The 24,009-nt window shown below is 61.8% G+C and carries 26 protein-coding genes and 1 tRNA gene; 17 read left to right on the top strand and 10 right to left on the bottom strand.

The window, feature by feature from the left end; translation table 11 throughout:
* Window position 1 precedes the first annotated feature (1 nt).
* Window positions 2-1,612, bottom strand: coding sequence for a cytochrome-c oxidase, cbb3-type subunit I (gene ccoN, locus MRY75_RS01040; RefSeq protein ID WP_292305286.1), 1,611 nt, complete (start codon window positions 1,610-1,612; stop codon window positions 2-4).
* Window positions 1,613-1,814: 202 nt separating this feature from the next.
* Here ccoN and MRY75_RS01035 point away from each other — a divergent pair, with 202 nt between their 5' ends.
* Window positions 1,815-2,654 (top strand): universal stress protein, encoded by an 840-nt coding sequence (locus MRY75_RS01035; protein ID WP_292305285.1) that lies wholly within the window; start codon window positions 1,815-1,817, stop codon window positions 2,652-2,654.
* An 8-nt stretch (window positions 2,655-2,662) separates the two neighbouring features.
* Here MRY75_RS01035 and MRY75_RS01030 read toward each other — a convergent pair whose 3' ends face one another.
* Both MRY75_RS01030 and MRY75_RS01025 read right to left on the bottom strand, forming a co-directional pair.
* Window positions 2,663-3,313 (bottom strand): GntR family transcriptional regulator, encoded by a 651-nt coding sequence (locus MRY75_RS01030; protein WP_292305284.1) that lies wholly within the window; start codon window positions 3,311-3,313, stop codon window positions 2,663-2,665.
* Window positions 3,314-3,343: 30 nt separating this feature from the next.
* Window positions 3,344-4,036: a SprT family zinc-dependent metalloprotease gene (locus MRY75_RS01025; RefSeq protein WP_292305283.1), complete on the bottom strand. Its 693-nt coding sequence runs from the start codon at window positions 4,034-4,036 to the stop codon at window positions 3,344-3,346.
* A gap of 104 nt (window positions 4,037-4,140) precedes the next feature.
* Here MRY75_RS01025 and MRY75_RS01020 point away from each other — a divergent pair, with 104 nt between their 5' ends.
* The 3 genes from MRY75_RS01020 (at window position 4,141) to MRY75_RS01010 (ending at window position 6,373) form a co-directional block, all read left to right on the top strand.
* Complete coding sequence (locus tag MRY75_RS01020) at window positions 4,141-4,458, top strand: TIGR02300 family protein (protein WP_292305282.1); 318 nt, start codon at window positions 4,141-4,143, stop codon at window positions 4,456-4,458.
* A gap of 68 nt (window positions 4,459-4,526) precedes the next feature.
* Window positions 4,527-4,602: transfer RNA gene (locus tag MRY75_RS01015), tRNA-Ala, on the top strand.
* A 232-nt stretch (window positions 4,603-4,834) separates the two neighbouring features.
* Window positions 4,835-6,373: an asparagine synthase-related protein gene (locus MRY75_RS01010; RefSeq protein WP_292305281.1), complete on the top strand. Its 1,539-nt coding sequence runs from the start codon at window positions 4,835-4,837 to the stop codon at window positions 6,371-6,373.
* Window positions 6,374-6,397: 24 nt separating this feature from the next.
* Here MRY75_RS01010 and MRY75_RS01005 read toward each other — a convergent pair whose 3' ends face one another.
* Window positions 6,398-7,336 carry a hydrogen peroxide-inducible genes activator gene (locus tag MRY75_RS01005; protein ID WP_292305280.1) on the bottom strand — a complete coding sequence of 313 codons (939 nt, stop codon included), beginning with the start codon at window positions 7,334-7,336 and terminating at the stop codon, window positions 6,398-6,400.
* A 104-nt stretch (window positions 7,337-7,440) separates the two neighbouring features.
* Here MRY75_RS01005 and MRY75_RS01000 point away from each other — a divergent pair, with 104 nt between their 5' ends.
* Genes MRY75_RS01000 through mnhG form a run of 8 tightly spaced genes read left to right on the top strand, consistent with a single transcriptional unit; the run spans window position 7,441 to window position 14,062 of the window.
* Window positions 7,441-8,412: a universal stress protein gene (locus MRY75_RS01000; protein WP_292305279.1), complete on the top strand. Its 972-nt coding sequence runs from the start codon at window positions 7,441-7,443 to the stop codon at window positions 8,410-8,412.
* Window positions 8,412-10,670 (top strand): putative monovalent cation/H+ antiporter subunit A, encoded by a 2,259-nt coding sequence (locus MRY75_RS00995; protein WP_292305278.1) that lies wholly within the window; start codon window positions 8,412-8,414, stop codon window positions 10,668-10,670. The genes MRY75_RS01000 and MRY75_RS00995 overlap by 1 nt, the downstream gene beginning before the upstream one ends.
* Complete coding sequence (locus tag MRY75_RS00990) at window positions 10,667-11,086, top strand: MnhB domain-containing protein (RefSeq protein WP_085635477.1); 420 nt, start codon at window positions 10,667-10,669, stop codon at window positions 11,084-11,086. The genes MRY75_RS00995 and MRY75_RS00990 overlap by 4 nt, the downstream gene beginning before the upstream one ends.
* Window positions 11,086-11,445 (top strand): Na+/H+ antiporter subunit C, encoded by a 360-nt coding sequence (locus MRY75_RS00985; RefSeq protein WP_292305277.1) that lies wholly within the window; start codon window positions 11,086-11,088, stop codon window positions 11,443-11,445. Before MRY75_RS00990 ends, MRY75_RS00985 begins: the two co-directional genes overlap by 1 nt.
* Entirely contained in the window at window positions 11,442-12,938 is a 1,497-nt protein-coding gene (locus MRY75_RS00980; protein ID WP_292305276.1) for a Na+/H+ antiporter subunit D, read from the top strand. Before MRY75_RS00985 ends, MRY75_RS00980 begins: the two co-directional genes overlap by 4 nt.
* The gene (locus MRY75_RS00975; protein ID WP_292305275.1) at window positions 12,935-13,414 is read left to right on the top strand and encodes a Na+/H+ antiporter subunit E; all 480 of its coding nucleotides are present in this window, start codon (window positions 12,935-12,937) and stop codon (window positions 13,412-13,414) included. The genes MRY75_RS00980 and MRY75_RS00975 overlap by 4 nt, the downstream gene beginning before the upstream one ends.
* The gene (locus MRY75_RS00970) at window positions 13,414-13,713 is read left to right on the top strand and encodes a cation:proton antiporter (protein ID WP_292305274.1); all 300 of its coding nucleotides are present in this window, start codon (window positions 13,414-13,416) and stop codon (window positions 13,711-13,713) included. The genes MRY75_RS00975 and MRY75_RS00970 overlap by 1 nt, the downstream gene beginning before the upstream one ends.
* The gene (gene mnhG, locus MRY75_RS00965) at window positions 13,706-14,062 is read left to right on the top strand and encodes a monovalent cation/H(+) antiporter subunit G (protein ID WP_292305273.1); all 357 of its coding nucleotides are present in this window, start codon (window positions 13,706-13,708) and stop codon (window positions 14,060-14,062) included. The genes MRY75_RS00970 and mnhG overlap by 8 nt, the downstream gene beginning before the upstream one ends.
* A 60-nt stretch (window positions 14,063-14,122) precedes the next feature.
* Here the strand turns inward: mnhG and MRY75_RS00960 are convergent, their stop codons facing one another.
* Together MRY75_RS00960 and MRY75_RS00955 are read right to left on the bottom strand one after the other, a co-directional pair.
* Entirely contained in the window at window positions 14,123-14,410 is a 288-nt protein-coding gene (locus MRY75_RS00960) for an HU family DNA-binding protein (protein ID WP_292305272.1), read from the bottom strand.
* Window positions 14,411-14,595: 185 nt separating this feature from the next.
* On the bottom strand, window positions 14,596-16,080 hold the full coding sequence (locus tag MRY75_RS00955; RefSeq protein ID WP_292305271.1) for an AMP nucleosidase: 1,485 nt from the start codon (window positions 16,078-16,080) through the stop codon (window positions 14,596-14,598).
* A gap of 113 nt (window positions 16,081-16,193) precedes the next feature.
* Here MRY75_RS00955 and MRY75_RS00950 point away from each other — a divergent pair, with 113 nt between their 5' ends.
* The 5 genes from MRY75_RS00950 (at window position 16,194) to MRY75_RS00930 (ending at window position 20,010) form a co-directional block, all read left to right on the top strand.
* Complete coding sequence (locus MRY75_RS00950) at window positions 16,194-16,613, top strand: VOC family protein (protein WP_292305270.1); 420 nt, start codon at window positions 16,194-16,196, stop codon at window positions 16,611-16,613.
* A gap of 36 nt (window positions 16,614-16,649) precedes the next feature.
* Window positions 16,650-17,645, top strand: coding sequence for a DNA topoisomerase IB (locus MRY75_RS00945; RefSeq protein WP_292305269.1), 996 nt, complete (start codon window positions 16,650-16,652; stop codon window positions 17,643-17,645).
* Window positions 17,646-17,692: 47 nt separating this feature from the next.
* Window positions 17,693-18,448 carry a class II aldolase and adducin N-terminal domain-containing protein gene (locus MRY75_RS00940; protein ID WP_292305268.1) on the top strand — a complete coding sequence of 252 codons (756 nt, stop codon included), beginning with the start codon at window positions 17,693-17,695 and terminating at the stop codon, window positions 18,446-18,448.
* Window positions 18,449-18,517: 69 nt separating this feature from the next.
* Window positions 18,518-19,381 (top strand): SDR family oxidoreductase, encoded by an 864-nt coding sequence (locus tag MRY75_RS00935; protein WP_292305267.1) that lies wholly within the window; start codon window positions 18,518-18,520, stop codon window positions 19,379-19,381.
* Complete coding sequence (locus MRY75_RS00930; RefSeq protein WP_292305266.1) at window positions 19,378-20,010, top strand: exopolysaccharide biosynthesis protein; 633 nt, start codon at window positions 19,378-19,380, stop codon at window positions 20,008-20,010. The genes MRY75_RS00935 and MRY75_RS00930 overlap by 4 nt, the downstream gene beginning before the upstream one ends.
* Here the strand turns inward: MRY75_RS00930 and dxs are convergent.
* The 4 genes from dxs to MRY75_RS00910 are packed head-to-tail and all read right to left on the bottom strand — an operon-like array spanning window position 20,007 to window position 23,998.
* Window positions 20,007-21,932, bottom strand: a complete 1,926-nt coding sequence (gene dxs / locus MRY75_RS00925; protein ID WP_292305265.1) for a 1-deoxy-D-xylulose-5-phosphate synthase — start codon at window positions 21,930-21,932, stop codon at window positions 20,007-20,009. The genes MRY75_RS00930 and dxs overlap by 4 nt on opposite strands.
* 21 nt (window positions 21,933-21,953) lie before the next feature.
* Window positions 21,954-22,823: a polyprenyl synthetase family protein gene (locus MRY75_RS00920; protein WP_292305264.1), complete on the bottom strand. Its 870-nt coding sequence runs from the start codon at window positions 22,821-22,823 to the stop codon at window positions 21,954-21,956.
* A 9-nt stretch (window positions 22,824-22,832) separates the two neighbouring features.
* Window positions 22,833-23,075, bottom strand: a complete 243-nt coding sequence (locus tag MRY75_RS00915; protein ID WP_292305263.1) for an exodeoxyribonuclease VII small subunit — start codon at window positions 23,073-23,075, stop codon at window positions 22,833-22,835.
* Window positions 23,072-23,998 carry a histone deacetylase family protein gene (locus tag MRY75_RS00910; RefSeq protein WP_292305262.1) on the bottom strand — a complete coding sequence of 309 codons (927 nt, stop codon included), beginning with the start codon at window positions 23,996-23,998 and terminating at the stop codon, window positions 23,072-23,074. Before MRY75_RS00910 ends, MRY75_RS00915 begins: the two co-directional genes overlap by 4 nt.
* Window positions 23,999-24,009: the final 11 nt, after the last annotated feature.

The following is a 24,009-nucleotide window of genomic DNA, read 5'->3' as shown; positions in this document are numbered from 1 at the left end:
CTTATTCGGCCGCGACAGCTGCGGGCGAGACCGCGGCATCTTTGGCCGGGCTGCGCTTCACAGTCATCCACAGGTTGTAGCACATGATCAGCGCCCCGGTGACGTACATCACCCCACCCAGCGCACGTACGACGTACATCGGGAATTTCGCGCTCACGGTGTCGGCAAAGCTGTTCACGAGGAACCCGTTTGCGTCGACTTCACGCCACATCAGGCCTTCCATGATCCCGGTAACCCACATCGAGGCCGCGTAGAGAATGATGCCGATGGTGGCGAGCCAGAAGTGCCAGCTGACCATGCTCAGGCTGTAGAGCCGCTGACGGTTCCAGAGCTTGGGCACGAGGAAGTACAGAGCACCGAAGGTGATCATACCGTTCCAGCCAAGCGCACCCGAGTGCACGTGACCAATGGTCCAGTCGGTGTAGTGCGACAGCGAGTTGACCGCGCGGATCGACATCATCGGACCTTCGAAGGTCGACATGCCGTAGAAGCCAAGCGAGATCACCATCATCCGGATGACCGGGTCGGTGCGCAGCTTGTCCCATGCGCCGCTCAGTGTCATCAGGCCGTTGATCATGCCGCCCCATGAGGGCATCCACAGAACGATCGAGAACACCATGCCGAGGGTCGAGGCCCAGTCCGGCAGAGCGGTGTAGTGCAGGTGGTGCGGACCGGCCCAGATATACAGGAAGATCAGCGCCCAGAAGTGGATGATCGACAGTTTGTAGCTGAAGACCGGACGTTCCGCCTGCTTCGGCACGAAGTAGTACATCATGCCCAGGAAGCCTGCGGTCAGGAAGAAGCCCACGGCGTTGTGGCCATACCACCACTGAACCATGGCGTCCTGAACGCCCGCGAAGACCTGAACCGACTTGGAGCCGAAGATCGAGACCGGAATGCTGAGGTTGTTGAACACATGCAGCATCGCGACCGTGACGATGAAGGACAGAAAGAACCAGTTGGCCACATAGATGTGGGGCTCTTTGCGCTTGATGATCGTGCCGAGGAAGACCGCCAGATACGCAAGCCAGACGATGGTCAGCCACAGGTCGACATACCATTCGGGCTCGGCATATTCCTTGGACTGGGTCGCGCCCAGCAGGTAGCCGGTTGCCGCCAGCACGATGAAGAAGTTGTACCCCCAGAACACGAACCAGCCGAGATTGCCGCCCCAAAGGCGTGCCGCGCTTGTGCGCTGCACCACGTAGAACGATGTCGCGATCAGCGCGTTACCGCCGAATGCAAAGATCACCGCCGAGGTGTGCAACGGACGCAGACGCCCGAAATTCATGTACCCTTGGGCCCAATCGAAATTCAGAGCCGGGAAGGCCAGCTGGAACGCGATGAAGGTTCCGACCAGGAACCCGACGACGCCCCAGAAGGCCGTTGCGATCACGCCGTAGCGGATCACCCCGTCCATATAACTTGTTTCCAGAACGGACGCCGGCACCGGTTCATCGGTGTTGCGCAGCGTCCAGAGAAAGAGCCCTGCAGATACCGCCATGACGAGAATGGCGTGAACCTGATAGGCCAAATCGCGCGCATAGCTTGCTGCGATCATCGCGAAAAGCGTGATCAAGCCAAGCACGATCAGCTTGATATAGTTCAACATTTTTTGTCCCTTCGTCTTACCTGCACGATTCGGCTGCCGCACAGGCGGTTTTCAGACTGGGCCCTTAATGCGAGACTTGGCGAAACCTATCCTTGATCTGCATCAATAGAATTGCGGGACTTGTTTGATGGGTGTCAAAGCGCCACCACGTGACTTCGTCCGATGGTGGCGATAGAGGGAAATTCACCTAAGGGAGCCCGACATGTCTTATAAAACGATCCTGGCCGCCGTTACCGATCCGGCCCATCTGACCGAGACACTTGCGCAGGCCATCTCCATGGCCGGTGCGCTGGATGCCCATCTCGACGTGCTGTGCATCGGCGTCGATCGCACGCAAACCGGGTACTACTACGCAGGCATGAACGCCGCCGTGCTTCAGGAAACGCTGCATCAGGCGCGCGAGGACGCATCCGAACTGGCCACCGCCGCCAAGGCGCAGATGGACACGTCCGGCCTTCGCTGGGGCGTGACGGAAGCGGTCTGCCAATTGGCCGACGTGGCGCGATTCGTCGCGTCGCACGCGCGGTTCGCCGATCTTGCGATCGTGCCCCGCCCCTATGGCGAGGACCGCGGAATCGAACTTGAACCGGTGGTCGAAGGGGCCTTGTTCGAGGGACAATCCCCCGTGATCGTCCTGCCCGATACCGGACCGGAGTTGAAGCAGCCGCAGAAGGTGGCCATCGGCTGGAACGAAAGCGCCGAAGCGCTTCGCGCCGTGCGCAGTGCCCTGCCCTTCCTGAGTGCGGCGCAATCCGTCCATATCGTCGTCATCGACCCGCCGAAACATGGGCCGACCCGGTCCGATCCCGGCGGACAGCTGTCGCAGTTTCTCGCCCGTCATGGGGTAAAGGTCGAAATCGACGTTCTGTCCAAGACGATGCCGCGCGTGTCCGACGTGATGCGACGTCACGTCACCGACATCAGCGCCGACATGGTGGTCATGGGCGCCTACGGCCATTCCCGCTTCCGCGAAGCGATCCTGGGTGGCGCGACACGCAACATGCTGGAAACCTGCGAAGTGCCGGTGTTCATGGCGCACTAAGCGCCGGATCACCCGGTCAGCAGGCGCAGCCCTTGCGTGACATCTGACCGGACGGCCAGACGAAGGCCGGGTTCGTCCCCGGCCTTCAATGCTGCCACGATCAGACGGTGGTATTGCGGCGCCTCGGTGCGGCGCAACCGTCCGTAAAGCGCGCGCATTGTCGGCCCAAGCTGCAGCCAGACCTGTTCGGCCATGGCCAGCATCGCCGGAGCCTGCGCCCGCAGATAGAGCGTCCGGTGGAAATCGAGATTGGTGCGGATATATCCCGATGCATCCCGGTTCGAGATCGCATCCGAAATCGTGCCGTTGATCACCTGCAGGCGGTCGATCAGCGCAAGGTGCGCACGCGGCAGCGCGCGGCTCGCCAGTTCGACTTCGAGCAGTGCGCGCAGGGCGGCCAATTCCTCGATCCGGTCGTTCGACAGTTCGGGCGTGGACACCCGCCCCGAGGCCGACATCGACAGCGCACCTTCGGCAACCAGCCTCTGGAACGCCTCACGCGCGGGGGTCATGGAGACGTCAAAGTCCCGCGCCACGCCGCGCAGCGTCAATTGTTCGCCCGGCGACATCTGCCCGAACATGATGCGGTTCCGCAAACCGCGGTAGACGCGGTCATGCGCGGACAGGGTGGGTTCGGTGGGACGGTTCAGGACGCTCATGCCGGAATGTGATCACAGCGGCGGAACGGGTCAAGCACCAAACCGATAGCGATGCAGGCCCGGGCCGTCTTGCCGCAGCCAGTCGCGCGCCTCCTGATGCGGACCGTAAAGGTCGTGGACAACCTGCCAGAACGAAGCGGAGTGATTCATTTCCTGCAGATGCGCCACTTCATGCGCCGCCACGTAATCGAGCACGTGCCGGGGCGCGAGGATCAGCCGCCACGAGAACATCAGCGCCCCTGCCGACGAACACGAGCCCCAGCGGGACCGCGTGTCGCGCAGCGTCAGACGGGTATAACGGCGGCCAAGTTGGCCCGAATACCGGTCACAGGCGCGGGTCAGTTCCGCGCGGGCCTGTTCCTTGAGCCAGGCCAGCAAGTGGACGCGCCCGCGCTCGACAGGCTGCGACAGAAGAATTCGATTGCCGTCGACCCTCAGCCGCGCTCCGCTTCCCTCTTCGATGGAAAACAACTGCTCGGCAACGCTCAGGGACTGTCCCGGCCCGACCTGTTCGGGAACCGATTGCTTGGACAGGTGCCCGATCACCCAGTCCTGCTTTTCAGCCGCAAACGCCAACGCCTCGCGTTCAGACACGCCGCGCGGCACCGTCAGCGTCACCGCACCATCGACCCGGGAGATCCGCAGCGTCATGCGGCGAGCCTGTGCGTTCTTGCGCAGTTTCAACGGAATCCCGGGGTTGCCGGGAAAGGTTCTGACGCCCATATGCCGCTCGATGTGATCCGTGCCGCAAAGCCTTTGACACCGCTCCGGTGTTATGGCAGTTGGCGCAGATTGTCGATATGACCACGCAATAAAGGGGATCTCCCATGCCCAAGGAAGAATGGGGCGTCAAACGCGTTTGCCCGACGACGGGAAAGCGTTTTTATGACCTGAACCAGACTCCGATCATCAGCCCGTATACCGGCGAGGTGGTCGAGATTGACACCGGCAAGACCCGCATGATCGCGGCGGATGCCGAAGACCGTCAGAACAAGATGAAGATGGATGTCGACGATGATGTCGATGTTCTGGAAGATGATGATGTCGATGTCGAACTCGAAGACGATGATGTTCTCGAGGATGATGATGACGACAACGTCTCGCTGGACGACATCGCGGATGTCGCAGGCAACGACGACGATTAATTTCTGCCAAAGGGGCGGAATCACGCTTGATCCCGCCCCCGGCATTGCGTAATGGAACGCGCACAAACGGGGCCTTAGCTCAGCTGGGAGAGCGCTTGCATGGCATGCAAGAGGTCAGGGGTTCGATCCCCCTAGGCTCCACCAAATTCCCTGCATCCTGAAACAAACCGCTCGGCTAGACTGTTGTCTGTAGCGCTCTGTCGGCAAAGCTGGTGCAGTCGGATTCAGACGATTGGTCCCGGTCTGCAGGCCATATGACCGTGTATCCAATCACACAGCGCCGATGATTTGCTCCGACGGAGTCGAATCAGCCATTTGCCAAAACGAATCACTGTGTCAGACTCACTGCAAAAAACACAACATGTGGCAGGCGGGCATGTTTCAGGCACAGCAGCAATGGAACTATCGGTATGGTCCTTTCCAGAACCGGTTCCGGTATCAGTACGTCATTTCACGCGCGGACGAGGCGCTTGACGGTTTCACCGCGCGCCGGTTGGGCCGTCTCAACCTGTATTGCGGTCAGGATCTGCCACTGCGCGACCTGCGCGATGCGGCGGGCAAGACGGTGGGCTATGTTCTGGGTATCGCCGTCGGCACCAAGGCCGAGCACGGCACCGACGCGCTGAAACTGCCTTTCAAGAGCAGCTCGACACGTTTCTGGAACCAGTTCGAATCCCTGCTCGACGACGCGGCGGGCCGATATGCCTTTGTTGTTCAGGCCCGAGGTCAGTCACGGCTCTACACAGATCCCGTCGGCATGATCGGCGCGGTCTACAATCCCGAGGACGGCTACGTCGCCTCTTCGACTTTGCTGGCGCTCAAAAGGACGCTTCGGCCGCATCCGAAATACGACTTCGATGTGATCCGCAACCGGGCTGGCAAGCTGACGCTGTTTCACACGGCTGATGAGGGCGTGCACCGGCTCAATCCGAACATGTATCTTGATCTCGACACGCTTGAGCCCACGCGGTTCTGGCCGCGCGATGTGCGCTTCACGCCGGAGCCAAGTGACCCAACCGCCGTCTATGACGAGATCATCCGGACCGCGCGGGCCAATATCGGCGCCATCGTGCAGGATTACCCCTGTTCGCTACCGGTGTCCGGCGGGATGGACAGCCGACTGATACTCGGTTTTGCCGGTGACCATCTGGGCAAGATCGGTCAGGTCTACACCCACATCAACAACTACGCGACCCGGCGCGATGCTGCCATCGCCGCCGAGCTGTGCCGCGTTTGCGATGTCGAACACGAGGTCCATGACCGGCGCGATTTCGGGATTGCGCGGCGCGACGTGCGCCTGAACCAGCATGCGTTCGAGCTCACCTACGGGGCCCCCGCGGCTGCGCCAAAGGAGTATCAGAACGGCGTGTTTCAAGGCGTGACCGAAGGCAACGTCATCCTGCGGGGGCATCAGACCGATCTGCTGCGTGCGGTTTACGTATTCCGGCCCAAGAATGAATGGCGCGATCCGGATTGGCAGATCGAGCGTCTTCTGGTCGTTCCGCGCGCCGACTTCACCAAGGAGGTGGCCGACCGCTTCCGTGATGATTTCCTGGCTTGGCAGGCAACCCTGCCGGAGGCCGCCATGGAAAAGGCCGCTGATTTCATGTTCCTCGAGGTGTATTCCAATTCGTCGATCGGGACGCTGTTTCCCGCGATCTGGCGCAATTTCTACATCTCGCCCTACAACAGCCGCCGTCTGATCACGCTGTCCCTGCTGTTTTCGGAAACCAGCCGCCGCGCCTCGCAGCCGGTGTTCGAACTGATCGAGATGATGAACAGCGACTTGTCTCAGGTGCCCTTCGATTTCGAAGCGCCCGCATCTCTCGAGAACATCGAAGACTGGCGCAAGGGTGCATCCTCGACCCGAAACCGTCGAGACCAGACCGTCGAACGGCTGCTGAGATACGCCTGACCGGTCTCTTTCGTTTGGTGGCAGTCAAACCTCGCGCGACACGTCTCCCAGAACGGTGATCTCTGGCGCGCGCTCGGTCAGTGACCGGCAGACCAGAGCGGACAGGAGGCGGAATTCCTGTTCCCGCGACGTGCCTTTGCGCCAGACCATCCCGATGGTGCGCGACGGTGCCGTGCCGCGAAACGGGCGTGCGACGACGATATCCTGATGCGCCACTTCGGATTTGACGTAGAGCGCAGGCATCAAAGACAGGCCCATGCCGGTTGCCACCATCTGGCGCAGGGTATCGAGGCTGGTGCCCTCGTAATCATGCGACAGGGCCACCCCGTAATCGTCCGAAATCTTGCGCACCAATTCATAAAGCCGGTGCCCGGGTTCGAGTGACAGCACGGTCTCACCCCGAAGCATCACCGGGTCGATCTCGGGTTCTCGGGCAAGCCGATGGTCCGCCGGCATCACAACCTGGATGGGTTCGCGGAACAGCGATTGCGAGTCGAGTTCGCTCCGGTTCACCGGCAGCGGAAAGAACAACAGATCTAGCGTGCCGTCCTCAAGACTGCGGAGCAGGACATCGGGCAGCCCTTCGCGCACATAGAGCCCGAGCTTCGGGTAGTCTCGGTGCAGGTCCGGGATCACAAGCGGCAGAAAATACGACCCCACTGTCTGCACCACGCCGATGCGGATGACAGAACTCAGCAGCGTCTGACGCGATTTCGCGATGGTGTGGATCTCGGCCACCTCGCGCAGGATACGCCGTCCGCGTTCTGCAATCTCCCGGCCCGTGGGCGTCATCACGACCTTGGACCGGCTGCGCTCCACAAGACTCGCGCCAAGCCTCAGTTCAAGTTCCTTGATCTGTGCGCTGAGCGTCGGCTGGGTCACGTTGCACAGCTCTGCCGCGCGCCGGAAATGCAGCTGGTCCGCCACCGCCACAAGATATCGAAGTTGCTGCAAGCTGGGCATGAAATCGCCTTTGATAGTCAACTTCTATCAAAACTACGATTATTTTCGATTTGGTCAATGAAACTTCCACCCTATCTCGAAGTTTGGGCAAGGGGACGGGACGCGTGCAGGGTTTCAGGAACATTCTTTTCGTGTGCGACGAGCAAAGCGCCTATGAACTGGCGCTGGAGCGCGTGATCTGGCTTGCATCGGCCAATGCGGCCCGCGTCACGATGGTCACAACAATCGACAGCGGCGGCGCGCAGGATATCTCGCGCCTGTTTTCCGTCATTCCCGGCCTTGGAAGCCAGCAGATCGGCGAGACTGTCGTCGCGGTTCACCGTGCCAAGCTGGAAGACCGCGCCCAGGCGCTGCGGGACAAGGGGATCGAGGTCGAGACCAAGATCCTGATCGGCACACCCTTCATCGAGGTCATCCGCCAGGTGCTCCGCGACAGGCATGACATCGTGATCAAGGGCGCCCATCGCGCTGCCGGCCGCCGGTTCTTTCCCGGCGCGGACATGCATCTGCTGCGCAAATGCCCCTGTCCGATCTGGGTGCTCAACTCGGCTGCCGAGCCACAGTCGCAGCGCATCCTCGTCGCCGTCGATCCGATGTCCGACGAACCCGCCCGCGATATCCTGAACAGGACGATCATGGACCTTGCAACGGCGCTTGCCCGCAATGACGGCGCGAAGCTCGACGTCATCCATGTCTGGCGCCTGCAGGAGGAAAGCACGCTGCGCCATGGGCTTGCGAACATCCCAGAGGGCGACATCGACCGTTTGGTGGCGCAGGCTCAGAACGACAGCAAGGCGCGACTGCAAAGCCTTGTCGCGGCCTATTCCGAATTCGACGACATCATGCGCGTCCTGCACATCAAGGGTGTCGCCGGGGACGTGATCCCCGAACACGTCGCGGCCGAAGGCATCGACACCATCGTCATGGGCACGCTGACCCGAACGGGCGTGTCCGGTCTTTTTATCGGCGAAACAGCCGAAACCATTCTCAACCATGTGAGTTGCTCGGTTCTCACCGCGAAAGCCCCCGGCTTCGTGACCCCGATCGGCGCAGGACCCACAGGAGGTATCCATTGATGGCTGGCGGATTTCCCACAGACACGCGCGGCAACGGGCTGACCGGGACTGTCCCGGTGCTGTTTGCCGCTGCGCTTTTTGCCTGGTTCGCGTCGATGGTTCCGACCATTGCCGCGGCCGAGGTGATCCGCCTGACGATCCCGTGGATTCCGTCGCTGGGCATCGAATTGGCATTTCTCGTGGACGGGCTCAGCCTTACCTTCTCGTTGCTCATCTCGGGCATCGGGACACTGGTCCTGCTCTACTCCAACACCTACCTCGCCGGGCATCCGCAATATTCCCGGTTCGCACTGTTCCTGACTGCCTTCATGGTGTCGATGCTGGGCCTTGTGCTGGCGGACGACCTGATCCTGCTCTTCGTCTTCTGGGAGTTGACGACGCTCACCTCCTACATGCTGATCGGCTTTTCGCACGAGGCCGAGAAAAGCCGCCGCAATGCGTTGCAGGCGCTGTTCGTCACCGGCGCGGGCGGGCTGGCTTTCCTTGCAGGACTGATCCTGCTCGCCGCCGCCTCGGGCACCACGAGCATCTCCGGCATCATCGCGCAGGGCAGCGCGCTCAAAGAGCACGCGATGTACCTGCCGATACTGATCCTGCTGCTGGCGGGCACGTTCACCAAATCGGCGCAGGTGCCGTTCCATTTCTGGCTGCCCAACGCAATGGCCGCGCCCACCCCGGTCAGTGCCTTTCTGCACTCGGCCACCATGGTCAAGGCGGGCGTTTACGTCATGGCGCGGATGCACCCGGCGATGTCCGGCACGGACGTCTGGCTCTGGACGCTGACCATCTTCGGAGCGCTGACGGCCGTGTTCGCCAGCCTTCTGGCGCTGCGCCAGACCGACCTCAAGCAGGCGCTGGCCTATACGACACTCATGGCGCTTGGCACGCTGACGCTCTTTCTGGGGCAGGAGTCGGGCTACGCGATGACCGCCTTTGCAACCTTCCTGATCGTGCACTCGCTCTATAAAGCGTCACTCTTCCTTGTCGTGGGCTGCATCGACCTCTCCACCGGCACGCGCGAGACCGATCAACTGGGCGGGCTGGGGCGGATCATGCCGATCACAGCCGTAGCCGCAGCCTTGGCTGCTCTGTCGATGGCAGGTTTCCCGCCCTTCCTTGGCTTCATCGGCAAGGAACTGAAATACGCAGGCGCCATCGCTGTGGCGTCCGAGCCTCTGTTCGTGGCCGGTGCCGCGCTCTTGTCGAACGCGCTTATGCTCGCCGTGGCCGGTGTCGTCGCGTTCCGCCCGTTCTGGCAAGGGACCGTCCCATCCGGCCAATCGCCACGTGAAGCGCCCTGGCAGATGTGGGCCGGGCCGATCATCCTTGCCAGCCTTGGCGCGGTCTTCGGCATCTACCCCGACCTGCTGCAAGTGGCCCTGATCAACCCGACCGTGATTTCGCTGACGGGCGAGGTCGGCGAGGCGAAAGAACTCAAGCTCTGGGCAGGGATCAACATCCCCCTGTTCCTCAGCATCGCGACCTTTGTGCTTGGCCTGCTGTTCTACTGGCGTCACGTCCAGTTGCGCGCACTGCTGGAGCGGGGTTTCCAATCCATCCCGAACCTCGACAAGGGCTGGGACAGCTTCCTTGATGGCCTCAAGGGATTTGCAAAGTGGCAAACCCAGCTTGTGCAAAACGGCAAACTCTCCAGCTATCTCTTCGGCACGTTCGTGACCATCGCGGCAGGCATCCTGCTGACACTGCTTTACACCGGTATGCCGATGATCGCAGTCGATCTGTCCGATGTGGAGTGGAAGCACACCTCGATTGCCCTGCTGACCATTGCGGGCGCATTGCTGGCACTGGTCACCAATTCGCGCATTGCCGGGATTGCGGCCCTTGGCGTGGTCGGCATCGGCATCGCGCTGATCTTCATCGTGTTCAGCGCCCCTGACGTGGCGATCACCCAGCTTTTGGTCGAAACGCTGATCGTCGTGCTGGTGGCGGTCGTCATGCTGCGCCTGCCCTCACTGCCCAAGGCCGAGTTCCGCCCGGGCCATGCGGTGCTCTCCATCGCCGTTGGCGTTGCCGTATCGCTCACCCTGATCGCCGTGGTCTCCAGCCCGCTTGATCTGCGCCTGACCGAGTATTTCGAGGTGACAAGCTGGCCCGAAGCCTACGGACGCAACATCGTCAACGTCATCCTCGTGGACTTCCGCGCACTCGACACATTCGGAGAGATCGCGGTCGTCGTGATCGCCGCCCTGTCGGCCTACGCGCTGCTGCGCACAACACGCAAAGGAGACCAGAAATGAATTCCGTCATCCTGCGCGTCGGCACGCGCTACCTTGCCGGTCTGCTGCTCGTGTTCTCGTTCTACATGATGCTGCGCGGCCATAACGAACCCGGTGGCGGCTTCATCGGCGGTTTGACCGGGGCCACCGGCTTTGTCCTTTACGCCATCGCCTGCGGCACCCAAGACGCCCGCGCGGCGCTGCGCGTCATGCCGCAGACCATCGCGATCTGGGGTCTGGGCATCGCCCTTGCCGCCGGTTTGTTCGCAGCACTCTTTGGCGATGCGCTCTTCACCGGGCAATGGTTGTTCATCGGTGCGACCGAGGACGACAAGGGTCTGCCCCTGTCGTCGGTGCTGGTCTTCGACATCGGCGTGTACCTCGTGGTCTTCGGGTCGATCCTCACCCTTGTCTTCGCCATGGAGGAGGAAATCTGATGGAGTTCCTTTTTGCCATCACCATCGGCGTTCTGGTCGCGGCGGCGGTCTACCTGATGCTGTCGAACCATCTTCTGCGGTTCATCTTCGGCCTCGTGCTGATCTCGAACGCCGCGAACCTGACGATCTTTGTCGCTGGCCGCCTCACTGACGGCGCGCCGCCGCTGATCCCCGAAGGTGCGGATGCACCTACGATTGCGGCCAACGCCCTGCCGCAGGCGCTCGTACTGACCGCCATCGTGATCGGCTTTGGCCTTTTCGCCTTTGCCATTGTGCTGGTTTTCCGCGCGTGGACCACCCTGAATTCCCTGACGCCGGACGACATGCGTTTGGCCGAACCCGAAGAGGCACCTAAGTGAGCTGGCTTCTTGCACTTCCCGTCGTCATTCCCTTCCTGACGGCTGTCCTTGCGTTCCTCACGCGGCAAAGCCCCCTGGGGCGCTGGATTTCCGTAGCCGGATCCTTCGTGCTGCTGGTTGCGTCGATTGTCCTGATGGCAACCGTTCTGCGCGAAGGCGTGATCGCTGGGCAGATGGGCAACTGGCCCGCGCCGTTCGGCATCACGCTGGTGGCCGATCTTCTGTCTGCCGTCATGGTTCTGATCACCGCCATCGTTGCGGTCGCCGTGTCCATCTACGCCATCGCAGATGTCGACGAAGGGATGGAGCGTCTGGGCTATCATGCGCTTTTCAACATGCTGATTGCGGGCGTCGTCGGCGCGTTCATCACTGGTGACCTTTTCAACCTCTACGTCTGGTTCGAGGTCATGCTGATTGCGTCCTTCGGCCTTCTGGTGCTGGGCGGACGCCCCGAGCAGATCGACGGCGGCGTGAAATACGTCGCGCTGAACCTTGTCTCGACCATCATGTTCCTGACGGGTATCGGCCTGCTGTACGGCATGACCGGCACGCTCAACATGGCCGATCTGGCGACAGCGGTGGACGGAGCCGATCAGCGCCTGCTGACCATCGTTGCGGTCCTCTTCATGATCGCGTTCGGCGTGAAGGCAGCGGTCTTCCCTCTCTTCTTCTGGCTGCCCGCCTCATACCATACGCCTGCCTTCTCGGTCTCGGCGGTGTTCGCAGGGTTGCTGACCAAAGTCGGCGTCTACGCCCTCCTGCGAACCTTCACGCTGATCTTCGACCATGACACGGCGTTCACCCACACGATCCTGCTTTGGGTGGCGGGCTTTACCATGGTCGTCGGTGTTTTGGGCGCGGCAGCACAATCCGACATGCGCAAGATCCTGTCGTTCCACATCGTCAGCCAGATCGGCTACATGATCCTTGGTCTTGCCTTGCTGACCCCGCTCGCCATCGTCGGTGCGGTGTTCTACCTCGTGCACCATATCGTGGTGAAGGCGAACCTGTTCCTGATCGCGGGTGTCGCCCAGCGCATCACTGGCGGGACCGAGCTGTCGCGGATCGGCGGTCTCTACAAATCCGCGCCACTCCTCGCCGTGCTCTTCGTCGTCCCGGCCTTCTCGCTTGCGGGCTTCCCGCCGCTCTCGGGCTTCTGGGCCAAGTTCCTGCTGGTCAAAGCGGCGCTCGACGTTCAGGGCTGGATCATCGCGGGCATCGCGCTTGCCGTGGGTCTGCTCACCATCTATTCGATGACCAAGATCTGGGCGCAGGCGTTCTGGGAACCGCATCCCGACGGGGTTGAGCCGAAACTGTCATTGCTCAGCAACCGCGACCGCGCTGCAATGCTGATCCCGATTGCCGGGCTTGCGGTTCTGACCGTTGTCATCGGCACGATGCCCGAACCCTTCGTGCAATTCGCCGAAGCCTCGGCCGCGCAGCTTCTTGACCCGACAGCCTACATCACCGCGGTGCTGGGAGAGCAGCCATGAACACGTTTGGACTGAACATCATCCTCGCCATCGCGTGGGTCGCGTTTACGGGGTCCGTCTCACTGGTTGGCCTGATCACCGGCTTCGTGATCGGCTATGGCGCGCTGTGGCTGATCCAGCCGCTGATCGGAACCAGCACCTATTTCCGGCGCGTCACGGCATGGATCAAGCTGGTGATCATGTTCCACTACGAACTGATCGTTTCGAGCATCGCTGTCGCCATCGACGTGCTGACCCCACGCCACCGGTCGCGTCCGGCGATCATAGAGGTGCCGCTCGACGTGAAAACCGACACCGGGATTTTACTGGTCACCAACCTGATCTCGCTGACCCCCGGCACGCTGAGCCTTGACGTCAGCGAAGATCGCAAGACGCTGCTGGTGCATGCGATGTTTGCCGATGATCCCGACGCCCTGCGCAAAAGCCTGAAAGATGGGATGGAGCGTTGGGTGATTGATGCCGTGGAGGGCGCGTGATGGATGGATTTCTCGAAATCAGCCTTGAAATCGGGTTCATGTGCGTCGTGTTTTCCGTCGTGCTGGCCTTCGTCCGCCTGATCAAAGGCCCAAGCCTGCAGGACCGTGTTGTGGCGCTGGATTTCATGACCGTGGCCATCGTCGCCTTCTGCGGCCTTGCCGCCATCCGCTATGGCACGCCCGCCTTCCTTGATGTGGCACTGGTTTTGGCGCTGGTCGGCTTCCTTGCGACGGTCGCCCTTGCCCGCTTTGCCGAACGCAACACCGAACGCAGCAGAGAAAGGTCTCAGAATGATTGAGATTGTCACCGGCTCCCTGATCATCCTCGGCGGGTTCTTTGCCGTGATCGGTGCGCTTGGCCTTGTGCGCCTTCCGGATGTGCTCTTGCGGATGCACGCGTCGACCAAGATCGGCACACTGGCCTGCGGGCTGATCCTGCTGTCCTGTGCGGTGATCTTCGGCACGTCGGACATCATCATCCGGGTGATCGCCATCGTGCTGTTCATCCTGCTCACCGCCCCGATCGGCGCTCACATGATGGGCCGCTCGGTTGTGTCGACCGGTGTGCCGCTTTGGAAAAACGAAGGCATTGAGGAAGGCAAACTCGATACCGCGCTGCACGAGGAACACAGCACGCCGAAGTCCTGAGCCCAGAAATGCAAAAGGCCGCTCGAACGAGCGGCCTTTGAGGTAAGTCCAGAGGTCGGATCAGCCGTTCACGCTGTCCTTGAGGGCCTTCGCGATGGTCATCTTGACCACTTTGTCGGCTTCTTTCTTGAACTGCTCGCCTGTGGCCGGGTTGCGCACCATGCGCTCGGGACGCTCGCGGCAATAGATTTTGCCAACGCCGGGAAGGGTCACGGCACCGCCGCCTGCAACTTCCTTGGTGATGATGCTTGTCACCGCGTCCAGTGCCGCGCCTGCGGTTTTCTTGTCGCTGCCCATTTCTTCGGCCAGAGCGGCCACAAGCTGGGTCTTGGTCATTGGTTTCGCCATTTCGTGGTCTCCTTAACTGCCCGATCTTGGGCCTCGTGTGCAAAAACTAACCGTATATTGCGGGGAAACACAACGGTTGGTAGGGCTTTCCCTTGCGTTTTTCGCCTTTTTCAGCCGATTTCCACCGCTTTGTCACACCGAAATCCAAAGGAATCCGCCATTCGGTGTCGCAAAGACAGAATCGCTTACAAAAACGCGGTTTCCTCGAAGCTCCGCAGCTTCCGGCTGTGGATGCGTTCCAGCGGCATCTCGCGCAGATGTTCCATCGCGTGAATGCCGATCATCAGGTGCCGCGCCACCTGCGTCTTATAGAAATCCGACGCCATCCCGGGCAGCTTCAATTCGCCATGCAGGGGCTTGTCGCTGACACACAGAAGCGTGCCATAGGGCACCCGGAACCGGAATCCGTTGGCCGCAATGGTGGCACTTTCCATATCGAGCGCAATCGCGCGGCTCTGGCTCAGGCGCTGCACCGGGCCACGCTGGTCGCGCAGTTCCCAGTTGCGGTTGTCCACGCTCGCCACGGTCCCTGTCCGCATGATGCGCTTGAGGTCGTACCCCTCGAGTTGCGTTTCCGTCGCCACGGCCCGTTCCAGCGCGATCTGGATTTCGGCCAGCGCCGGGATCGGCACCCAGACCGGCAGATCGTCATCCAGCACCCGGTCCTCGCGCAGATAGGCATGGGCCAGAACGAAATCACCCAGGCTCTGCGAATTGCGCAGACCCGCGCAATGCCCGACCATCAGCCAAGCATGCGGCCGCAACACCGCGATATGATCCGTTGCCGTCTTGGCGTTCGACGGGCCTACCCCGATATTCACCAGCGTGATCCCAGCCCCGCCTTTGCGCTTGAGATGGTAGGTCGGCATCTGGGGCATCTTGTCGACCGCAGGCAACGGCGCATCCGCCTCGAAAATCTCGGCATTTCCGGTGCTGACGAAACTTGTATAGCCGCTGCTTGGGTCGGCCAGTTGCGCCCGCGCATAGGCTTCGAACTCGGCCACGTAAAACTGGTAGTTGGTGAACAGAACGTGGTTCTGGAAATGATGCGGGTCGGTTGCCGTGTAATGCGACAGCCGCGCCAGCGAATAGTCCACACGCTGCGCGGTGAAGGGCGCCAGCGGTTCCGTGCCGTCGGGCGCAGGCTTGGCCACCCCGTTGACGATATCATCGTTCGTCGTCGCCAGATCCGGCACATCGAAGACATCGCGCAGGATGAAATCGGCGGCACCTTCCTGAGGAACCGTGATCGTCGCATCATTTGCCACCGCGAAATGCACTGGCATCGGCGTATCCGACACCCCGATCTCGACCGGCACACCGTGGTTTTCCAGCAAGAGCGAAATCTGCTGCTCGAGATAATGCCGGAACAGGTCAGGCCGGGTGATCGTGGCAGCATGGGTGCCCGGATGCGCCACGTGGCCGAAACTCAACCGGCTGTCCACCTTGGCAAAGCTGGTCGTCGTGATCCGCACCTCGGGGTAGAACGCGCGATACCGCACACCCGGATGACCCTGCTCCATCGCTTTCTGGAAGCTGTCGCACAGGAACCGAGTGGCCATGTCATAAAGCTCGCACAGCCGATCAACGGCAGCCCCGGCCTCCTCGAAACGTTCCGGCGCCGGACTGTCCGGAGTGACGATATCGAGATTGATCGAGCGGTGCTGCATTCAGTGCCTTTCCGGGGGTTTCGCCATGTTTCGGCGCAGGTTGACAGCTTGCATGGGCAGGATCAAGCTGCAGAAAGGGTCAGAAGAGCTGACATTTGCCGAAAGGGGTCCCGATGGACTATGAAACCGTATCCGCAGCCGCGTTCGGGGCATCTCTGCGGGGCCTCGGTCTCAACCTCCTTGTGCGCGATGTCGAGGCGCAGGCAGCACGGCTCTCCGGGCTTTTCGGGATGCAGGCGCACCGCGTCAGCCGGGATTTCGCAATTCTTGCCTATGGCACTCAACTCTTTCAACTGCATGCCGACGCGACCTATGCCGCGCATCCCCTCTCCGGGCTTCTGCCCGAGACCCCGCCACGGGGGGCAGGCGTGCAGATCAACCTGTTCGACACCGACCCCGATGATGCCGCGGCCCGGGCCGAGACGCTGGGTTTCACCATCCTGCAGCCGCCGACCGACAAGCCGCATGGCCTGCGCGAATGCTACCTGCTCTGTGACGACGGCTATGCCTGGGTTCCGTCCCGCCCGCTCTGATCGGGAACCCGCGCATCTATCGTGCGTTGGCCCGGCATGCCGATCATCCCGCACCTTGAATACTATCCGGACAGCCGTCCCGGCATCCGCCGCGAACGGCGCGGAACGGGCTTTTCCTACATCGCGCCTGATGGCACGCGGATCGACAATTCGGACGAACGCAAGCGCCTCTCCGGCCTGGGTGTCCCACCCGCATGGGAGGATGTCTGGATGTGTCCACTGGACAAGGGCCATCTTCAGGCCACAGGGCGTGATGCGAAAACCCGCAAGCAGTACCGCTATCACCCGGACTGGAGCAGCTTTCGCGCCCAACAGAAATTCGCACATCTGCGGAATTTCGGACAGAAACTGCCCAGCCTGCGCCGCCGCATCCTGCGCGACCTGCGCAGGTCAGAAGCCGGCGATCACGACTATGCCATTGCCGCCGTCATCGCCCTGATCGACCGCGCCAGCCTGCGCGTCGGCACCGCGGATTATACCCGCGACAACAAAACCTTCGGCGCGACGACCCTGCGCAAACGCCATCTGCGCCTTGATCCGGAAGGTCTTGAGCTGACCTACCAGGGCAAAGGGGGCAAGCGAATCCGGAAATCCCTGAAAGACCGAACCCTGAACCGGGTTCTGTCACGGCTGGATGATCTGCCGGGCCCCGAACTCATGGCATGGACTGACGACACAGGCGCGGCACGGTCCGTCACTTCGGGCGATGTCAACGCATTCCTGACCGGGTTTCTCGAGAACGACGCCTTGACCGCCAAGACGTTCCGCACCTGGAGTGGATCAGTCGCCGGGCTGGAAACCGCTCTGTCGGATGACGTGGCAACGATCAAAGCCATGACCGAGGCGGCGTCACACCGCCTGAACAACACGCCCGCGATCTGCCGGTCCTCCTACATTCATCCCGCTGTCATCGACCTGCATGATGACACCTCCGGGCGACGGGACCGCCTTCGCGCGAACATCCCGGACGTCCGCGGCCTGAGACGCGTCGAAGCGCACTTGCTTGCCCTGCTGAATGAGGACGGCGCTTGACTTTACCCTGCGAAAGGCTTGCTCTGGCCCAAAGACAGGAGGCTCCGATGTCCGTCACACAATTCGCCCCCAATATCGACCACTGGCAGGAACGTGTTGATCTTGCGGCTGCATTTCGGTGGACGGCACGGCTCAACATGCACGAAGGTGTGGCCAACCATTTCAGCCTGTCGATCAACGACGACGGCACGCGGTTCCTGATGAACCCGAACCAGATGCACTTTTCCCGCATCAAGGCGAGCGACCTGTTGGTCGTCGACGCAAACGATCCTGACACTCTCAAGGGGCCGAATGCCCCCGACCCAACCGCGTGGGGCCTGCATGGCGGGTTGCATCGCCATTGTCCGCATGCCCGGTGCGCGATGCATGTCCATTCGATCCACGCCACCGTTCTGGCTTGCCTCGAAGACCCGCGTCTTCCGCCGATCGACCAGAACTGCGCCACCTTCTTCAACCGCTATGTCATCGACAGTCATTACGGCGGGCTGGCTTTCGAGGAAGAAGGCGAGCGCTGTGCGCAGCTCTTCACCGACCCGAAGCAGAAGGTGATGATCATGGGCAACCACGGCGTGATGGTGATCGGGGACAGCGTCGCGGACACGTTCAACCGGCTGTATTATTTCGAACGGGCTGCGGAAACCTATATCCGCGCCCTGCAGACCGGGCGGCCGCTCAAGGTGCTGTCCGACGAAATCGCAGAGAAAACCGCACAAGAACTGGAAGGATACCCCGAGCAGGACGCGCGCCATTTGTCGGAGTTGAAAAAAATTCTGGATGCCGAGGGATCCGATTACGCCTCTTGAGCGTTAAATTTGTTGTGTGTGGGTGTATGCCCCACTTGGTTTTCGATGATGTAGTCCCAATTTCGACTTATGGAACAAACGTTACTCTCTCTTGGTCATGGCTACAGCGCGGCCTTTCTGGCCCAACGCCTCTCGCCGAAAGGCTGGAGAATTGCAGGCACGACGCGAGATCCCGACAAGTTCCATGAGTTCCATGCGCAAGGCATCACGCCCCTTCTCTGGGACCGCGAGGCTATTCTGCCGTGGCTGGAAAATGCCAGCCACGTGCTTGTCTCTGCAGGCCCCACCGAAGACGGCGACCCGGCACTGGCGCTTCTGAAACCGGATATTCTTGCCCAGGCGACGCGGCTTGACTGGGTGGGCTACCTCTCCACAACGGGTGTCTATGGCGATGCGCAAGGCGACTGGGTTGATGAGAGCGCACCATTGACGCCGGCCACCGAACGCGGTCGCCGCCGTGTCCGGGCCGAAGCGGCGTGGTCGTCCATCCCCGACCTGCCTTTGCACATCTTCCGCCTTGCGGGCATCTACGGCCCGGGACGCGGGCCCTTCGCCAAGGTGCGCGATGGCACCGCCCGCCGCATCATCAAGCCGGGTCAGGTGTTCAGCCGCATCCATGTCGAGGACATCGCACAGGTGCTCGAAGCGTCGATGATGCATCCCAAGCCGGGAACGGCCTACAATCTTTGCGATGACGACCCAGCCCCGCCGCAGGACGTGATCCTGCACGCTGCAACGCTGCTGGGCGTCGATGCACCACCTGAAATGCCCTTCGACGATGCCGAACTGTCGCCGATGGCCCGCAGTTTCTATGCCGAAAGCAAACGGGTCCGGAACGACCGGATCAAATCCGATCTGGGTGTGACACTGAAATATCCGGATTATCGGGCCGGGCTTGCGGCGATCCTTGCACAAGAGCAGGTCAAACAGTGACACCAGATCAGGCCGCTCCGCGGTCGCTGACCGATGTTCTGGATACGCTCGATCCCGACAACCCGGCGACCGGTGCCGAAATGCACCACCATGATGCCCATGCCGGTCTGTCGATTCAGGACATGCTCGACCGTGTCGGGGCACGGTCCTTCGGTGCCGCACTTCTGGTGCCATCCCTGATCCTTGTGTCGCCCCTGTCGATCATCCCGCTGATGCCCACCATCGGCGGGCTGGTGATCCTGACGATCTCGATCCAGGCGTTCTTCGGACGCAGCCACCTGTGGCTGCCGCGGATTCTGGCATCCCGTCGGTTAAGTGGCCCGCAATTGAAGAAGGCTGTGGATTACCTTCGCAAACCGGCTGGCTGGCTTGACCGAAACAGCCGTCAACGGTTTCGGTTTCTGTCGCGCCCGCCGATGGACCGGATTGCCCTTCTGGCGGTCATGGTCGTCGCCGCAACCTGGCCCTTTCTCGAAATTCTGCCGATGTTCACCTCGGTCAGCGCCGGAGGTGTCGCGCTGGTAGCCTTTGCGCTCATGGTGCGTGACGGCTATGTGCTGATCGGCGGGTACATCGTTCTGGGGCTGTCGCTGTCGGTGGTGGCCGCCTTGATCGTCGGGATCTTCTAGGCCCGTTTGCCAATCGAAGCGACACCCAAAACATCAAGCACCTTCGCCTCGATCTGCTCCGCGTTCAACGCGGCAACATCATACATCGCCTGTGGGCTTGCCTGATCGATGAAGATATCGGGCAGAACCATCGACCGGAACTTGAGCCCATGGTCGAACACCTGTTCCTCGGCCAGAAGCTGGGCCACATGGCTGCCAAACCCGCCAATCGCGCCTTCCTCGATGGTGATCAGCGCCTCATGATCGGCGGCGAGCTGCAGGATCAGGTCACGATCAAGCGGCTTGGCAAATCGCGCATCCGCCACCGTGGGGTTGATGCCCTTGGCACCAAGGGCTTCGCAGGCCTTCGTCACCTCGCCCAGCCGCGTGCCAAAGGACAGGATCGCCACACGGCTGCCCTCATGGATCATGCGTCCTTTACCGATTGGTAAAATCTCGCCCCGCTCCGGCATCTCGACACCCTGCCCTTCGCCGCGCGGATAGCGGAACGCGATCGGGCCTGTGTCATGAGCCACCGCCGTGGCCACCATGTGCTTGAGCTCCGCCTCGTCGGCAGCCGCCATGACGACAAAGCCTGGCAGGTTGCTCAGATAGGCGATGTCATAGCTGCCGGCATGCGTTGCACCATCGGCCCCCACAAGTCCGGCGCGGTCAATGGCAAAGCGCACGGGAAGTCGCTGGATCGCCACGTCATGCACAACCTGATCATAACCGCGTTGCAGGAAAGTCGAGTAGATTGCGCAGAAGGGCTTCATCCCGCCTGCTGCCAGCCCGGCGCAAAAGGTCACGCCATGCTGTTCGGCAATGCCCACATCAAAGGTCCGCGACGGGTACCGCTCCGCAAAAAGGTCAAGCCCGGTGCCATCCGGCATCGCCGCCGTCACCGCACAGACACGCGGGTCATCCGCGGCAGCCTGGCACAAGGCGTCGGCAAAAACCTTGGTATAGCTGGGCGCGTTTGACGGCGACTTCTTCTGCTCGCCGGTCATCACGTCGAACTTCGCGCGGGCATGGCCACGGTCCGCCGACTGCTCGGCGGGGGCATAGCCCTTGCCCTTCTGGGTCACGACATGGATCAGGATCGGTCCGTCCGCGCGCTCCCGGACGGTGCGCAGCACGGGGAGGAGCTGGTCCATGTCATGCCCGTCGATCGGCCCGACATAGGAAAAGCCCAACGCCTCGAACAGGGTGCCACCCACCGCCATCCCCTTGAGCAAGTCCTTTGCCCGCTTTGCCCCTTCGCGAAACGGCTCGGGCAGGAAGCTCACCGCACCCTTGGCCGCCTGACGCAGGTCCTGAAACGGTGCGCCCGCATAAAGCTGCGAGAGGTAGGAGGACAGTGCACCCACCGGCGGGGCAATGCTCATCTCGTTGTCGTTCAGGATGACGATCAGGCGCTTTTTCAGATGGCCCGCGTGGTTCATCGCCTCATAGGCCATCCCGGCGGTCATCGCGCCATCCCCGATCACGGCAATCGCGTCGCCATGTCCGGTGTCACAATTGCCACCGAGATCGCGCGCAACGGCAAAGCCCAAAGCGGCAGAGATCGAGGTCGAACTGTGTGCCGCGCCAAACGGGTCATACGGAGATTCAGACCGTTTGGTAAAACCCGACAGCCCGTTCTCCTGCCGCAGCGTGCCCATGCGATCGCGCCGTCCGGTCAGGATCTTGTGCGGGTAACACTGGTGCGACACGTCCCAGATGATCTTGTCGCGCGGTGCATCGAAAATCGCATGCAGGGCAACGGTCAACTCGACGACACCCAGCCCGGCCCCCAGATGCCCACCGGTCTTTGACACGGCAGAAATGGTCTCGCGGCGCAACTCGTCCGCAAGCTTCTCAAGCTGCGCATCGGAAAACCGTTTTAGATCTGCCGGGGACGTGACCGTATCAAGAAGCGGGGTCTCTGTGGAAAAGGACATGGGCCGCGCCTCCGGATGGTCTCAGGTGTTGCGCGAGATAACGAACTGCGCCGCCTCATTCAAGGTTTGCGCCTGTGCGCCATAGGGCGACAAGGCATCACAGGCGGCTTCGACCAATTGAGAAGCACGCTGCTTTGCACCGTCGAGCCCCAGCAGAGAGACAAACGTGGCCTTGCCCCGGTCCGCATCCTTGCCCACCGCCTTGCCAACGGTAGTCTCGTCGCCCTCGACGTCTAGAATGTCGTCGGCGATCTGGAACGCGAGACCAAGGGCAGTGGCATAATCGGTCAAAGGCTTGAGGTCGGCTTGCGCCAGCCGTGCCCCCGCTTGCGCCGACCAGACGATCAGCGCCCCGGTCTTGCCCGCCTGCAACGCGGTGATCTGGTCGAGCGTCAGCGGCGTCTCGGCGGTTTCCGCCTGAATGTCCAACGCCTGCCCCAGCACCATGCCCTTGTGACCCGAGGCGCGCGCAAGGCTCAGCGCCAGATCGGCCCTAACGCCAGCATCGCCATGGCAAGCCGGGTCCAGCACCAGTTCGAACCCGAGGGTCTGCAACGCATCGCCCACCAGAACTGCCGTCCCGTCATCCCATTTGCGATGCACGGTCGGCAGACCCCGTCGCAGGTCGTCATCGTCCATGCAGGGCAGATCGTCATGCACGAGGCTGTAGGCGTGGATCGCCTCGATCGCGGCGGCAGGCCAGATGGCCTGCGCCTCATCCACGCCATGCAGACGCGCGCTTTCCATCACCAGAAACCCGCGCAGACGTTTGCCCCCGGCCACGGCATAGCGCATCCCTTCGATCACAGGCAGGTCAGGCTCGCCTGCCAGAACCGTCTCCAGATGCGCGCCGATCCGGGCAGCATCGCGGCGCAGCGCGTCGGAAAACATCAGACCGGCTTACTCGGGATCGAAGGGCGTGGTGCCCGTCGGCTTGCCATCGGCGTCCAGCGTGATCGCCGCGACCTTTTCCTGCGCCTCGTTCAGCTTGGCCTCGCAGCGCTTCTTCAAAGCCGCCCCGCGTTCGTAAAGCGCAATGGATTCCTCCAGCGCGACATCTCCGCGCTCCAACTGGCCCACCACCTTTTCAAGCTCGGCCATCGCCGCCTCAAAGCTCATCTGATCCACAGGTGTGTCGCTCATGACGCGGCCTCCATCAGTTCTTCCACATGCGCACGCGCACTTTCCGCGAGCGCAGACAAATCATAGCCCCCTTCCAGAGTCGAGACGATCCGCCCGTCACACAGGTCAGCCGCCAGCGCGCAAAGCTGTTTGGTCAGCCAGCGGAAATCCCCGGTCGACCACTGCAATTCCGCGAGTGGATCGTCCTGATGCGCATCAAAACCTGCGGAGATGATGATCAGCTCCGGTTTGAAGTCCCTCAGACGCGGGAAGACCTGCGCCTCATAGGCGGCCCGCATCTCGGCCCCGCCGGATCGAGGCGGCAAGGGTATGTTCAGCACATTGTCATGCGCGCCCCGTTCCGACGGATCCCCTGTACCGGGCCAAAGCGGCATCTGCTGGCTGGTGATGGTCAGCGCCCGCGCCTCGTTCCACAGCAGATCCTGCGTGCCATTGCCGTGGTGTACGTCGAAATCCACCACCGCGACACGGGACAAGCCATGCGCCTCGAGCGCGTGCTTGGCCCCGATGGCCGCGTTGCCGAACAGGCAGAACCCCATCGGCGTTGCCGTTTCCGCATGATGCCCCGGCGGACGGATGGCACAGAACGCGTTGCCCACCTCGTCGTCCAGCACCAGATCGACCGCCTTGACCACAGCGCCTGCCGCCCGAAAGGCCGCGTTCACGCTGCCGGGCGACATCCATGTATCAGCGTCAAGCTGGTGAAACCCTTCGGCAGGTTGCGCTGCGACGATAGCATCCACATGCGATTGAGGGTGCACATAGGCCAGATGCGCGGGCTCCACCAAAGGCGCGCTCTCGCGCCGCAGGTCCAGCCCCTGCAAGGCGTGCAGCACATGCTCCAACCGCGCCACGCGTTCGGGATGCCCGTCTGGTGTCACATGCTCCAGACACTCCGCATGTGTGATCAAAGCTGTCGCCATGGGCGCACCCC

It is taken from the genome of Marivita sp. (genome assembly GCF_022763305.1).
GTDB lineage: Bacteria > Pseudomonadota > Alphaproteobacteria > Rhodobacterales > Rhodobacteraceae > Marivita.
The sequence above is the reverse complement of the archived record's forward strand: the minus strand, read 5'-3'. Positions and strand labels throughout refer to the sequence as shown.

Excerpts from the sequence above, each read along its gene's own strand:
- MRY75_RS00995 (WP_292305278.1), top strand. The coding sequence starts at position 8,412 with ATGGCTGGCGGATTTCCCACAGACACGCGCGGCAACGGGCTGACCGGG.
- MRY75_RS00990 (WP_085635477.1), top strand. The coding sequence starts at position 10,667 with ATGAATTCCGTCATCCTGCGCGTCGGCACGCGCTACCTTGCCGGTCTG.
- mnhG (WP_292305273.1), top strand. The coding sequence starts at position 13,706 with ATGATTGAGATTGTCACCGGCTCCCTGATCATCCTCGGCGGGTTCTTT.
- ccoN (WP_292305286.1), bottom strand. The coding sequence starts at position 1,612 with ATGTTGAACTATATCAAGCTGATCGTGCTTGGCTTGATCACGCTTTTC.
- MRY75_RS01010 (WP_292305281.1), top strand. The coding sequence starts at position 4,835 with ATGTTTCAGGCACAGCAGCAATGGAACTATCGGTATGGTCCTTTCCAG.
- MRY75_RS01005 (WP_292305280.1), bottom strand. The coding sequence starts at position 7,336 with ATGCCCAGCTTGCAGCAACTTCGATATCTTGTGGCGGTGGCGGACCAG.
- MRY75_RS00940 (WP_292305268.1), top strand. The coding sequence starts at position 17,693 with ATGTCCGTCACACAATTCGCCCCCAATATCGACCACTGGCAGGAACGT.
- MRY75_RS00975 (WP_292305275.1), top strand. The coding sequence starts at position 12,935 with ATGAACACGTTTGGACTGAACATCATCCTCGCCATCGCGTGGGTCGCG.
- MRY75_RS01035 (WP_292305285.1), top strand. The coding sequence starts at position 1,815 with ATGTCTTATAAAACGATCCTGGCCGCCGTTACCGATCCGGCCCATCTG.
- MRY75_RS01025 (WP_292305283.1), bottom strand. The coding sequence starts at position 4,036 with ATGGGCGTCAGAACCTTTCCCGGCAACCCCGGGATTCCGTTGAAACTG.
- MRY75_RS00910 (WP_292305262.1), bottom strand. The coding sequence starts at position 23,998 with ATGGCGACAGCTTTGATCACACATGCGGAGTGTCTGGAGCATGTGACA.
- MRY75_RS00945 (WP_292305269.1), top strand. The coding sequence starts at position 16,650 with ATGCCGATCATCCCGCACCTTGAATACTATCCGGACAGCCGTCCCGGC.
- MRY75_RS01020 (WP_292305282.1), top strand. The coding sequence starts at position 4,141 with ATGCCCAAGGAAGAATGGGGCGTCAAACGCGTTTGCCCGACGACGGGA.
- dxs (WP_292305265.1), bottom strand. The coding sequence starts at position 21,932 with ATGTCCTTTTCCACAGAGACCCCGCTTCTTGATACGGTCACGTCCCCG.
- MRY75_RS00920 (WP_292305264.1), bottom strand. The coding sequence starts at position 22,823 with ATGTTTTCCGACGCGCTGCGCCGCGATGCTGCCCGGATCGGCGCGCAT.
- MRY75_RS00950 (WP_292305270.1), top strand. The coding sequence starts at position 16,194 with ATGGACTATGAAACCGTATCCGCAGCCGCGTTCGGGGCATCTCTGCGG.
- MRY75_RS00970 (WP_292305274.1), top strand. The coding sequence starts at position 13,414 with ATGGATGGATTTCTCGAAATCAGCCTTGAAATCGGGTTCATGTGCGTC.
- MRY75_RS00960 (WP_292305272.1), bottom strand. The coding sequence starts at position 14,410 with ATGGCGAAACCAATGACCAAGACCCAGCTTGTGGCCGCTCTGGCCGAA.
- MRY75_RS00915 (WP_292305263.1), bottom strand. The coding sequence starts at position 23,075 with ATGAGCGACACACCTGTGGATCAGATGAGCTTTGAGGCGGCGATGGCC.
- MRY75_RS00935 (WP_292305267.1), top strand. The coding sequence starts at position 18,518 with ATGGAACAAACGTTACTCTCTCTTGGTCATGGCTACAGCGCGGCCTTT.
- MRY75_RS00985 (WP_292305277.1), top strand. The coding sequence starts at position 11,086 with ATGGAGTTCCTTTTTGCCATCACCATCGGCGTTCTGGTCGCGGCGGCG.
- MRY75_RS00955 (WP_292305271.1), bottom strand. The coding sequence starts at position 16,080 with ATGCAGCACCGCTCGATCAATCTCGATATCGTCACTCCGGACAGTCCG.
- MRY75_RS01030 (WP_292305284.1), bottom strand. The coding sequence starts at position 3,313 with ATGAGCGTCCTGAACCGTCCCACCGAACCCACCCTGTCCGCGCATGAC.